The sequence below is a fragment of the Corynebacterium tuberculostearicum SK141 genome, assembly GCF_000175635.1.
GTDB lineage: Bacteria > Actinomycetota > Actinomycetes > Mycobacteriales > Mycobacteriaceae > Corynebacterium > Corynebacterium tuberculostearicum_C.
This window is the reverse complement of the sequence record NZ_ACVP01000027.1, coordinates 20,608-32,954: the sequence shown is the minus strand read 5'-3', so window position 1 is coordinate 32,954 and position 12,347 is coordinate 20,608. Positions and strand designations below refer to the sequence as shown.

Here is a 12,347-nt window from a genome sequence, read left to right as displayed (position 1 = left end):
CGCTTTTTGTGCCCGCGTGGCGTAGCCCTAAGACGTGCTTCGCCGTGCTACGCGGCGTCGGCCGCGCCCAGACTTAGCGCGCGCGTTTTCCTGGTGTGCGCCGCGTGCGGAAGACTGCTTTTGAGCGGCGTTATCCTGCGCCTTTGGGGCCTTAGCGCTTGCCGACGTCCCCTTCTTGCGCACCGCCCTCTTCTTTCCGCGGCGCAGCACCTTGGTATCGCCCGTGGCCGCCCGCTGGCCAGCACCGGAACGATCCGACGAGCCATCCTGCTGCGTCGAACGGCCCGGGGCGGTCTTCGCTACCTTCGGATTCTCTGCTACCGCCTTTTTAGGAGCGGCCTGGCGCACGGCACGGCGACGCCCACGGCCCTTGCCACCGGCGCGCCCCGCGCGTGCGGCGCCAGCTGCCTTTTCATGGCGCTGCTCGGCGGACCCGCCCGCCTGCTTGTGTTCGTGCTCCTGCGCCTTTTCCTTGACCTCGTGCGGCACGCGCGAGGTGCTCCGGCGCTTGGCCTGCTGGGTGCGCACTGAGCGACGGCGGCCACGCCCGCGAGCCTTGCGCTCTTCGCGCGAGGTCTTCTCTCCGTGCTGGGCTTCAGCCCCGCTGGCGTTACCGTCGCCGTCGGCAGAGTCCTGCTCACCGGCGACCGCGAAATCCTGCGGCTGCGGGCGCCTATCGGAGCGCGAATTGCCGCGGGTGCGGCGCTTGCGGCGCGGGGAAGCCTCAAACTCGGCTACTGCCTCGTCATAGGTCTTTCCAGTTGCTTTCTCCGGAGCGGCTTTCTTTTCCGGTGCCTTCTGCTCACCGCCTACGGCCTCGCGGGTTACCTTCGACCGGCGCGTCGCCCGGCGCGGCTTCTTGCCACGCTTGGAGCGGGCCGCTGCACCAGGGTGTGCCTGAGCAACGGCACCCGAGTCCGCGTCCGTATCCGCATCGGGGACATAGGAATTAAATTCCTGCACCTCGTCGCTCTCGGCCGCATTATCCGCCGCGGCATACGCGATGGCCTCGATATCGGAAACCTCAGTCTGAGTGCGCTTGCGCGCGCGGCGACGACCGCGTCCACGTCCGCGCTCCTTGCTGCGGTCGTGGTCTCCGCTGTGCTCTTCCGATCCAGCGTGGGACTGAGCCGGACCGCGCTCATCCACAACAACGTTTGCTACCAGGTCTTCCAACGACGTCTTCGCAGATTCTCGCGCGGCCTCTTCGCTCTCGGTACCGTAGACCGGCGCCTGGGTTTTCTTAAAGCGCTTAGGTTTGGAGGAGCTCTCGGGGGCGTCGTCAAGCTCGTGCTTATGCATCGCCACCGCAGTCGGGTGCTGCTGCGGATCGTGGTGCTGCTTCTTGTGTGCCTTGGACTTGCGGCCAGAATGCTTGGAGCGCTGATCGTCCTCGGCCTCGTCCACCGGATACTGGTGAATGATAATGCCGCGACCGTTGCAGCATTCGCACTCGGTGGAGAAGGTCTCCACCAGGCCGGTGCCCAAGCGCTTGCGGGTCATCTGTACCAAACCGAGCGAGGTGACCTCGGAGACCTGGTGGCGGGTGCGATCGCGGCCCAAGGCTTCCTTCAGGCGGCGCAGCACCAAATCCTGGTTTTCTGGCAGGACCATATCGATAAAGTCCACGACGATCATGCCGCCGAGATCGCGCAGGCGCATCTGGCGCACGATTTCTTCGGCCGCCTCGAGGTTATTGCGGGTAACGGTTTCCTCTAGATTGCCGCCAGAGCCGGTGAACTTGCCGGTATTAACATCAATGACGGTCATGGCCTCGGTGCGGTCAATAACCAGCGTGCCGCCCGACGGCAGCCATACCTTGCGGGAGAGCGCCTTATGCAGCTGCTCATCTATGCGGTAAGCCTCGAAGGCATCCTGCCCGCCGTGGTCCTTGGCGCGGTAGCGCACCACGCGGTCCGCAAGGTCCGGCGCCATGGAATCCACATAGGCGCGGACGGTATTGAAGGAGCGCTTGCCATCGACGATGAGCTCGGTGAAGTCCTCGTTGAAGAGATCGCGCACCACCTTGATGAGCATATTGGGCTCTTCATACATGGTCACCGGCTTGGCGCCCTTGGAGGATTTCTCCTTCTTAGCGTGTGCCACGATGTCCTCCCACCGGCTGTGCAGGCGGTTGACGTCGGTAGCGATTGCCTCTTCTGGGACGTTTTCAGCGGCGGTGCGGATAATCGCGCCGCCATCGCCTGGAACCACGCGGCCGAGGATATCCTTCAAGCGCTTGCGCTCCGGAGCGGGCAACTTGCGGGAAATGCCGGCGCTGCGCCCGCCCGGTACGTAGACCAGGTAGCGGCCAGCAAGGGAAATCTGGGTGGTAAGTCGCGCGCCCTTGTGGCCGATGGGATCCTTAGCCACCTGCACCAGCACCTGGTCACCAGACTTCAGGGCGTTTTCTACCTTGCGGGCGCGCCCGTGCAGCTTGGTCTTGCGCCAGTCGATTTCACCGGCGTAGAGCACGCCGTTTCGGCCCTGTCCGATATCCACGAAGGCCGCCTCCATGGACGGCAGCACGTTCTGGACGCGGCCCAAGTAGATATTGCCAATGAGCGAGGCCTGGGACTCGGTGGTCACAAAGTGCTCGACCAGCAGGTCATCTTCCAGCACGCCCACCTGGGTGATGATGCCGGCGCCGTCCTCGCGCTCCTTATCGCGCACCACCATGGTGCGCTCGACGGCTTCGCGGCGGGCAAGGAACTCCGCTTGGGAAACGATATGTTGGCGGGAGCGGCCCTTTTCGCGCAATTCAGCACGACGGCGCTTCTGCGCCTCGATGCGCGTGGAGCCGCGGATCGCCTTCGGCTCTTCAATGTGCTCGGGCTCGCCTGCCTGCTCTTCACGCTTTGCACCGGCGCCGCGTCCACGGGATGCGCCACGGCGCCCACGGCGGCGGCCCTCAGACTTTCCGGAACCGCGGTCGGAGCCGGAGCCGGAGTGCCCACGGTTTTCGTCGGCGGAATCCGCTGCGCCCTCATTGTCATCGCGTGCGGAGTCGTCGGCAGCGAAGTCCTCCTCCTCTGCGTCTACTGCCGGTGCGAATGCCGCTGCTTCGTCCTGCTGCGGGGCCATGAAGATGGGCGCAAAGTCATAGTGCCCGGAGTCTTCCTCGGATTCCGCGCGCGGAACGATGTGCGGGGCGTAGTAGTCATCCTCGAAGTCCTCGCCGGCCTCGGCCAGCGCCTCGTGCAGTTTTGCCGCATCAACCGTTCCGGTATCAAAGCCGCTCGCAGGTGCTTTCTCCGCCTCCTCCGTGGCTTCTACTGCTTCGGGGGCTGCCGCTTCAGCGTCCTCAGGCTCCTCGGCGGCTGCGCCAGTTTCGGCTGCGGCCTGGGCCAGCGATGCCTCTACCTTGTCTTCGATCTGGGAGATCTCATTGTCTACGTTCTTGCGCACGCGGTGGCGCAGGTGCTCTTCATCTTCCGCGGACTGCTCCCCTTCCCCTGACTCGGCGGCATCTGCCGGCTCTTCAGGCGCTACGGCGGCGGACTTACGGGTGGCCTTGCGGGCGCGCTTGGCGCGCTTTTTCGCCGGCTTCTTTTCCTGTTCCTCGTCTGGGTTCTCTTCCGATTGTGCGGCGGCCTTGTCCTCGGGCTCTTCAGCCGGTACTTCGGTGGTGTCGCCCGAAGGGGCGTCGGCAACCGCGGCGGCGTTCGCTACAGTGTCCAGCACCTGGCCTGCTTCCTCGCGGGAAAGGGAGCTTTGCGCGCTCTTTTTCAGGCCCATGTCTTTAAGCTGTGCCACCAGCTCGCGCGAGGAAAGCCCCAGCTGCTTGGCCAGGGAATACACGCGGGTCTTATCCTTGAGTTGACCGCGGTCCAGGTTCTGGGCCAAAGACGCCGCCGCTTTGAGGCTTTCAGTTGTTTCTTGAGAGTTCTGTGCCACCATTTTTGGGCTTACTCCTGTACATCGTCTGTATTTGGCGCGGCCTCGGGCGCAGGCACGGCCGAAGACCGTACCGCCGCCGCACGAGGCATAGTGCGCGCTATAAAAGTTTGTGGGATATGAAGTTATGCCGCGTCTCGTACGCGCTATCCCCCATTGTGTCACAGAACCGCGGCCAAGCTGGCAGGCGGTGTTATGTTGGCGGGGTGGCCGAACTAGCACGAATCCCCGCGCGCGAACTCGCGCAGTACCGACAGCGTAATGAAGTCCCAGTGCGCTCCGCACTTTATTTTGGCGTGCCGGCCGGCTTTGCCATTGGCTTCGCCAACACGGGCGTGGATTATATGTTGATGGGAGCCGGTGTTTTTGCCGTCTTTGCAGTGCTGGGCTTGGTGCACCTCATCCGCAATTACCCGCGCGGCATCAACGCTGCACAAGAGGAATTCCGCGACGGCGACTATCCCACGATTGCCTATATTGCCCCGTTTATCCCGATCGCTGCACCGTTGATCATGGCGCCACTGAGCGCGGCCGGCCTGCTCCCAGAGGTAGAACTGGCCCCGCCCGTTGCCGGCGTCCTATCCGGCGCGTGGTGGGCCTTTGGTTTGCCGCTTGGCATATGGAGCATGTTTTCCCAGTCCTTCCGCATCGGTCGGCGCCGCATTAACAAGATTTTGGAAAAGGACCCGCTCGACGGGGTTACGGAGGCTCGCTTGGAGCTTGCCGACGCCCACTCGGACATCCTCACCGCCCTCGTCGCCGCCGGCGCGGTGCAGGGAAACACGATTAATTCCACTGCCCTCTCGAAGTTCATGAAGGTAGACCTCGACCCTCTATCCGAACAGCTCGATGCTTTAGCAAAGGCGGACCTGGTGAAGCTGAGCCGCATGGGACTGCGCACCGCGCCCGCAAAGTGGACCATCACCATCACGCCGACTGGGGTTCGCTGTCTGTATCAAGTGGGCCGGCGCTAACTTGGCAAGCTTTTGTCTCCTGGGAAGAGCTTCGGGCCTATCCAGAGCATTATATAAACGAGGCCCACGAGCACTGGGATTTCAATCAGTGGCCCGATGGTGCCGGCGAGGGCCTGTGCTGACGCGGCGCCAAAGGTGCCGATGGAAACTGCAATGGCTAGCTCGAAGTTATTTCCGGCTGCTGTAAAAGCCACGGAAGCAGACTGTGCGTAGTTCATTCCCCCGGCTTTTGCTACGCCCAAGGCAAGGAAAAACATTCCAACGAAGTAAATAACCAGTGGAATCGCCACTCTCACCACGGCTGTCGGCTGGGCTACCAGCTGCTCGCCTTGCAGTGAAAACAGCAGCACGATGGTGTAGAGCAAACCAATCATCGCCAAAGGCGAGACTGCCGGGAGAAAACGGTCTTCGAACCATTCGCGTCCTTTGACCTTTTCTCCCCACACCCGTGAGAGCACGCCAAGCAGCAGGGGGATTCCTAGGAACACAAGAACCGCTGTGACGATGGACCAGAAAGAAAATTCAACAGAGGTGGTGTCTAGGCCTAACCATCCAGGTAGAACTTGCAAGTAGAACCAACCCATGACGCCAAACATGGCTACTTGGAATACAGAGTTTATGGCGACAAGAACGGCGGTGGCCTCCCGATCGGCGCAGGAGAGATCGGACCACACTAGGACCATTGCGATACAACGGGCTAGCCCAACGATAATCAGGCCGGTTCGCAGCTCTGACTGATCGGCAAGAAATATCCACGCCAGGGTGAACATCAATGCAGGCCCCACCACCCAGTTCAGCACGATAGATATCACCATCAGGCGACCATCGGCAGCAATGTCTCGAGTCTTTTCGTAGCGAACTTTAGCCAGGGGCGGATACATCATAACTAGCAGGCCCAGCGCGATTGGAAGAGAAATACCGCCAACCTCTAGAGCAGACAGTGCTTCTCCAATGCCTGGCAGAAAGTGGCCTATCAATAGCCCCACAGCCATGGCCATGATGATCCACACAGGAAGGAATCTATCGAGAAATGACAACTTTGGGCGTTGCGTAACGGCCATGGCTCTCCTTGTACGCCGAGGAATTCAACTTTCGAACAGTACTTTAATCACCCATATTGATACTCGTCAATATAACGGAATGGGAGGCAGACTCCTTATACTGTGTGCATGGACTCCTCCCCTAGCAATGCCGATAGCACCCCGGATGCACAGTGCTGTTCCCTGAGCAGTGGCCCACTCAGCCAAGGCGACTCCCTCCGCTTTTCCCAGCAATTTAAAGTACTTGCTGACCCAGCCCGCCTGCGCCTGCTATCCATATTGTGCGACGAGGGCTGCGGCCCGATGAGTGTTACGGAGTTGACCGCGCTTTCCGGCCTGAGCCAACCGACGGTATCTCATCACCTCGGCAAGTTGAGGGAATCCGGTCTCTTAATCAAGCAACAATCGGGCCGTACCGTTACCCATCGAGTGCAAAAGGAAGCCTTCCGCACACTGCGCCAGTTACTCTCCTTCGATTAGGAGAACTCCAGTCCTAGTCTGAGAGGTGAATGACCTCGCGTGCATTATCCTCAGCAATGATCTGCCGCGTTAAGCACCTTCAGCCCCGAAACAAAACCCCTGCTCCAGTTCTGCTTCTCTACGTATTTGCGGCTTTGCCGTTTCAATACTTATTCAGGGTAGGGCCGGATACTCGGTATGCGGCTCTCCGCCTGGGCTTATGGATCAAGCAATAAATAAAGCCCGAGCCTACAGGCTCGGGCTGAATGATGCGCTAAGTGCGCAAAAGTTTAGAGGTTCGGGAACCAGATAGCGATCTCGCGCTCAGCGGACTCTGGGGAGTCAGAGCCGTGGACGATGTTCTCGCCAACGGTCAGAGCGAAGTCGCCGCGGATGGTGCCTGGGGTGGCCTTGGAGACTGGGTCGGTGCCGCCAGCCAGCTGACGCCATGCCTCGATGGCGCGCTCACCCTCAACAACACCAGCGATAAGCGGTGCGGAGGTGATGAACTCGACGAGGTCACCGAAGAATGGCTTGTCCTTGTGCTCCTCGTAGTGCTTCTCCGCGGTCTCGCGGTCAGCAACGCGCAGATCGAGCTCAGCCAGCTTCAGGCCCTTGCGCTCGATGCGGGAGATGATTTCGCCTACGTGGCCGTTCTTTACGCCGTCCGGCTTGATGAGAATCAGTGTACGTTCAGTCATGCCCCACACTGTACCGAAACCGCACGCATGCGTCGCGCGCTGGGGTATCCCGTTGGGGTAAAAATCTGGCGTCTAATGCTCTGCGAGCCGCTTGACTATCTCTTCAGCGCGCCCCTGCGAAGTCCCCCTGAACCACAGGCGTACCTGGCCTACTGCGGCGCCAAACTGGCCATTGGCCAGCAGGCGTTGCAGCTCTGCGCGCTGTTCCTTGTCCAAATCCTCGAAGGTGGCTTCTTTGGCCGGTTCGAAGTTGCTCCGCAGCGCCAAAACCAGAAAAACGCCGCCAATGATGAGGGCGACTAGCGGTAGCCACGGCGTTCCCGTAGCGGCGCGGGCTACCACCGCGGCGATGCAGGCGAGTGCGGCAAGGACGAGATAGAGAGTGCGCATGGGCGCTAGTCTATCGCGTCTGCCCCACCCGCCGAAGGTATCGAGCCTATTTCTCGTTGAGGTGCTGCGTGGTGAGGTAACCGCGCTTCATGCGGGCGATGAGGTTGCTGCGCAGGTAGACGGCCAGCAACCACTCCATGCCAAAGATGATAAAGATGGCGGCCACGGCCCAGTGGACCATAAAGCCCACAATGACGCACAACAGCTGTGCCCACACAATGACGGACAGCGCCCACTTCTTATTCATGAACGCGATCATCACGAGGTGGAATACCACTGCGGCGATGACAAAGCCGTAGTTAAAGGGGGTCCACAAGGTACCGTCATAGAGCTTGTAGAGCATCGGCAGTGCGAAGGATAGGGCGAGCGCCTCCATGGTCAGGGAGCTGGCAATGACCATCCCGTTGAAGCTTTTGAGCGGGTCCTTGACTGGGGCTTGGCCCATGCCGAGGGGGCCGATCTCGTTTTCCGGGATCTGTTCTTCGCGGCCGCGGCCGCGGGTGCGGCGGGGCGGGCGAGGCTGGTGCTCTCCGCGCGGGTGGTGATTGTCGCGGCTCATGCGGGTTCCTTTCCAAACATCGCGCGGGCATCACCAGCGGTGACGACCGAGCCGGTGATGATGATGCCGGAGCCGGACTGGACCTCGGCGTCCTCGGCAAGCTCCACGGCCTGGGCATAGGCGCCCGGCAGGTTATCGGCTACGTACACTCGCTCCTCGCCAAAGATATCGCGGGCGGTCTCTGCCAAGTCGTAGGCATCGAGCGCGCGCGGCGAGGAGTTTGGGGTGATGACTACCTCGGTGAGGTAAGGCTCTAGTGCGGTGAGGATGCCGGTGGCGTCCTTATCCGCAAAGATCGAGAGCACACCGATGAGGCGGGCGAAGTCGAAATCGCGGTCCAGCGCCGCGCCGAGCGCCTTGGCACCATGTGGATTATGGGCGGCGTCAATAAACGTCGTTGGTGAGGTGCGCACGCGCTCCAAGCGGCCAGGAGAAATTGCCTGCGCGAAGCCATTGCGCACGGTGGCAACATCCAGCGGGTGGCCGGCCGAGGCGCCGAAGAACGCCTCCACCGCAGCAAGAGCCACGGCAGCATTCTTGGCTTGGTGCTCGCCGTGCAGGGGCAAGAAGATGTCCTCGTACAGGCCGCCAAGGCCCTGGATGTTGACCTGCTGGCCGCCGACGGCGATGCGGGACTCGAGGGCAGCAAATTCGGAGCCGGAGCGGGCGACGCCCGCCTCCACGTCCACGGCCTGTTGCAGAATAACCCGCATTGCTTCCGGATCCTGCTCGGCGATGACCACGATGTTTTCATTCGGGGTCAGCGGGTCATCAGCGTCCTCGCGCGGCTTGATAATGCCAGCCTTTTCGCCGGCAATTTCAGCGAGGGTATCGCCCAAGTAGTCCGTGTGGTCCAAGCCCACCGGGGTGATGACGGAAACGTCCGCATTGACCACGTTGGTAGCATCCCAGCGGCCGCCGAGGCCGACTTCAACGACGGCTACGTCCACGGGGGCGTCGGCAAACGCGGCATAGGACAAGCCAACGAGGACCTCGAACTTGGACATGGGGACGTCCGACTGGGCATCGACCATCTCCACAAAGGGCTTGATCTCGTGCCAGATGCGCACATAGTTGCGCGGGTGGATGGGCTGGCCATCGATGCCGATGCGCTCGGTAACGCGTTGCAGGTGCGGGCTGGTGACAAGGCCGACGCGGCGGTGGAAGGCGCGCAGGAGCGAATCCACCATGCGCGCGGTGGAGGACTTGCCGTTGGTGCCGGCAATGTGGATGACATCGAAGGAACGCTCAGGGTGGCCAAGCAGATCCATGAGCATCTCGATGCGGTCGAGGGAAGGCTCAATCTTGGTCTCCGGCCAGCGTTCGTTGAGCTCGTCTTCTACCTCCGCTAGGGCGCGCAGCTCTTCGGCCGACACCTCTTGTGGTGCGGCCTCGTTGTACTCGTCCTCGCTGCCCATGCCCAAGTTGAGAGTCAGGCCGGACTCGGTGATTTCCACCGGGCCACCATCGGTGCCTTCTTTGAGGGCATCGACGATTTCGAAGTCCTCAGTCTCCTTGTCCTTGTCCGCCACTACTTCAGGCCCTCCAAACGGCTGGTGATGCGCTCGACCTCTTCGCGGGCGACCTGCTGGCGCTCCTTGATCTTATTGACCACTTCTTCCGGCGCCTTGGACAAGAAGTTCTCGTTGCCCAGCTTCTTGCCGGTCTGCTCCAGTTCCTTATTCGCCTTGGCCAGATCCTTCTCCAGGCGCTTGCGCTCGGCTTCTACATCCACGGCGCCGTGGGTATCCAGGGTGACCTCCACGGTGGCCTGGGAAAGGCGCACCTCGATGGAGGCGGAAGGATCGAAGTCCTCGCCCGGGGCGGTGGTATTGGCCAGGTTGCGCACCAGTTCCTCTTGGCCGACGAGATCCGCTGCGGCAAAGTCGAGGCGGCCCGGTACCTTCTGGGAAGGCTTTACGCCCTGGTCGGAGCGGAATCGGCGCAGCTCGGTGATGAGCTTATCGGCGTCCTCGATGCGGCGGGCGGCCACCTCATCCTTGGTGGCGCCACCATTGGTATCGGCAACGGTAGGCCATGGCGCCACGACGATGGACTCGCCGCCGGTCAGCGCCTTCCACAGCACCTCGGTCACGAATGGCATGGTCGGGTGCAGCAGGCGCAGGACGACATCGAGCACGCGGCCCAACACGATCTGGGTATTGCGGCCCTGCTCGCTTACGCCATCGCGCGGGATCTGGGTCTTGGCAATCTCCAAGTACCAGTCACACAGCTCGTCCCAGGTGAAGTGGTAGAGCAGCTCGTTGGCCTTAGCAAACTGGTAGTCATCCAGGTAGGCATCCACCTTGGCGCGGACTTCTTCGGCGCGGTCAAGGATCCACCGGTCGGCGTCGCTAAGCTCCGCACGGTTCGGCAGCGTGGCCGCTCCAGCGCCGTTCATGAGCGCGAACTTGGTGGCGTTAAAGAGCTTGGTAGCAAAGTTGCGGGCGGCCGCGGCGGCATCGGAGCCAAGCGGCAGGTCCACGCCAGGGTTGGCACCGCGGGCAAGGGTAAAGCGCAGGGCATCCGCACCGTAATCGCGCACCCAATCCATCGGGTCAATGCCGTTGCCCAAGGACTTAGACATTTTGCGGCCCTGCTCATCGCGGACCAGTCCGTGCAGGTACAGGTCCTTGAACGGAACCTGCGGGCGGCCATCGGTGCCCTCGCCCAACAGCTCCGGGGTGTGGGTGCCGGCAAAGGTGCCGAACATCATCATGCGAGCCACCCAGAAGAACAAAATGTCGTAGGCAGTGACCAGCACGTTGGTGGGATAGAACTTCTCCAGATCCGAGGTCTTTTCTGGCCAGCCCAGGGTGGAAAATGGCCACAGCGCGGAGGAGAACCAGGTATCCAGCACGTCCGGATCCTGCTCGTACCCTGCCGGTGGCTCCTCATCAGGGCCGACACAGACGATGTCTCGCTGGCCGTCTTCGCCTTCGGGCCCGTACCAGATAGGAATGCGGTGGCCCCACCACAGCTGCCGGGAGATGCACCAATCGTGCATGTCATCGACCCACTCGAAGTAGCGCGGCTCGAGCGACTGCGGGTGCAGGGTGGTATCGCCCTCGCGCACGGCGTCGCCAGAGGCCTTGGCCATCTTGGCCACGTCTACGAACCACTGCAGGGACAGGCGCGGCTCGATGGGCTCGCCGGAGCGCTCCGAGTGGCCCACGGAGTGGACGTACGGGCGGATTTCCTTAACAATGCGGCCCTGCTCGCGCAGCGCTTCCCGGATCTCCACGCGGGCTTCCTCGCGGGTCAGGCCGTCGAAGCGGGTGCCGGTATTAGCAATGTGGCCGGTGGTATCGATGACCGTGGGCATGTCCAAGTTGTGGCGGGTGCCCATCGCGTAGTCATTCGGGTCGTGCGCCGGGGTGATCTTCACCGCGCCGGTACCGAATTCCATGTCTACGTAATCATCGGCGATGATCTTGAGCGTCAGGTCATCGCGGAACGGGTGCGGCAGCTCCTTGCCCACCAAGTCGGCGTAGCGCTCGTCGTCGGGGTGTACGGCAATAGCGACGTCACCCAGCATGGTTTCCACACGGGTGGTGGCCACGATGAGGTGCGGTTCATTGTCATTGAGCGAGCCATAGCGGATGGAGACCAGCTCGCCCTCAACGTCCTTGTAAACGACCTCGATATCGGAGACGGCGGTCTCAAGCACCGGCGACCAGTTCACCAGGCGGTTGGCCTGGTAGATCATGCCCTCATCGTAGAGGTTCTTAAAGATGGTCTGGACGGCGCGGGAGAGGCCATCATCCAAGGTGAAGCGCTCGCGGGACCAGTCCACGGAGTCACCGATGGCGCGCATCTGGTTCTGGATGGTGCCGCCGTACTGCTCCTTCCACTCCCAGACCTTGTCAATGAATTCTTCGCGCTCATAGTCCCAGCGCTTCTTGCCCTCGGTCTCCTTGAGCTTGGCCTCGACCTTGGTCTGGGTGGCAATGCCGGCGTGATCGGCACCGGGCAGCCACAGGGTGGCGTAGCCCTGCATGCGCTTGCGGCGGATAATGGAATCAATCAGCGTGTGGTCCAGGGCGTGTCCCATGTGCAGCTGGCCGGTCACATTCGGCGGCGGCAGCACGATGGAATAAGGCTCAGCCTCCGAATTCGCATCCGGCGTGAAGTAGCCCTTTTCTACCCAGCCCTCATAGAGGTCCTTCTCTACGGCCTGCGGCTCCCAGGACTTGGGCAGCGCATCGGCGCGGTTGGTACCAACTAATTGCTCATTATTTTGCTCAGTCACCTGGCCGATTCTACCTTGCACGTCAACCGGCTCAGCCAGGCAGGGTGCGCACCGAGTATGAGGTGCGCCCCGAGC

Annotated in this window: 9 protein-coding genes; 2 read left to right on the top strand and 7 right to left on the bottom strand. The window is 61.9% G+C overall.

What is annotated here, in order from left to right; genetic code table 11:
- Positions 1 to 27: 27 nt before the first annotated feature.
- Positions 28 to 3,900: a translation initiation factor IF-2 N-terminal domain-containing protein gene (locus tag CORTU0001_RS09070; protein WP_005329210.1), complete on the bottom strand. Its 3,873-nt coding sequence runs from the start codon at positions 3,898 to 3,900 to the stop codon at positions 28 to 30.
- A 269-nt stretch (positions 3,901 to 4,169) separates the two neighbouring features.
- On the opposite strand from CORTU0001_RS09070, the gene CORTU0001_RS09065 reads away from it, so the two are divergent.
- Complete coding sequence (locus tag CORTU0001_RS09065; protein ID WP_005329208.1) at positions 4,170 to 4,871, top strand: hypothetical protein; 702 nt, start codon at positions 4,170 to 4,172, stop codon at positions 4,869 to 4,871.
- Here the strand turns inward: CORTU0001_RS09065 and arsB are convergent.
- Entirely contained in the window at positions 4,868 to 5,932 is a 1,065-nt protein-coding gene (arsB, locus tag CORTU0001_RS09060; protein WP_005329207.1) for an ACR3 family arsenite efflux transporter, read from the bottom strand. The two genes, CORTU0001_RS09065 and arsB, sit on opposite strands and share 4 nt — an antisense overlap.
- Positions 5,933 to 6,040: 108 nt before the next feature.
- On the opposite strand from arsB, the gene CORTU0001_RS11545 reads away from it, so the two are divergent.
- Positions 6,041 to 6,391 (top strand): ArsR/SmtB family transcription factor, encoded by a 351-nt coding sequence (locus CORTU0001_RS11545; RefSeq protein WP_040425217.1) that lies wholly within the window; start codon positions 6,041 to 6,043, stop codon positions 6,389 to 6,391.
- Between the two features lie 269 nt (positions 6,392 to 6,660).
- Here CORTU0001_RS11545 and ndk read toward each other — a convergent pair whose 3' ends face one another.
- From ndk to CORTU0001_RS09035, 5 genes are all read right to left on the bottom strand, one after another.
- On the bottom strand, positions 6,661 to 7,071 hold the full coding sequence (gene ndk, locus CORTU0001_RS09055) for a nucleoside-diphosphate kinase (RefSeq protein ID WP_005324068.1): 411 nt from the start codon (positions 7,069 to 7,071) through the stop codon (positions 6,661 to 6,663).
- A 72-nt stretch (positions 7,072 to 7,143) separates the two neighbouring features.
- Positions 7,144 to 7,461, bottom strand: coding sequence for a hypothetical protein (locus CORTU0001_RS09050; protein ID WP_005329202.1), 318 nt, complete (start codon positions 7,459 to 7,461; stop codon positions 7,144 to 7,146).
- A 46-nt stretch (positions 7,462 to 7,507) separates the two neighbouring features.
- Positions 7,508 to 8,020: a DUF4233 domain-containing protein gene (locus CORTU0001_RS09045; RefSeq protein ID WP_005329199.1), complete on the bottom strand. Its 513-nt coding sequence runs from the start codon at positions 8,018 to 8,020 to the stop codon at positions 7,508 to 7,510.
- A complete protein-coding gene (gene folC / locus CORTU0001_RS09040) occupies positions 8,017 to 9,552 on the bottom strand; it encodes a bifunctional tetrahydrofolate synthase/dihydrofolate synthase (RefSeq protein WP_005329197.1) in 1,536 nt (511 codons plus the stop codon). Before folC ends, CORTU0001_RS09045 begins: the two co-directional genes overlap by 4 nt.
- The gene (locus CORTU0001_RS09035) at positions 9,552 to 12,272 is read right to left on the bottom strand and encodes a valine--tRNA ligase (protein WP_005329195.1); all 2,721 of its coding nucleotides are present in this window, start codon (positions 12,270 to 12,272) and stop codon (positions 9,552 to 9,554) included. Before CORTU0001_RS09035 ends, folC begins: the two co-directional genes overlap by 1 nt.
- Between the last annotated feature and the right edge of the window lie 75 nt (positions 12,273 to 12,347).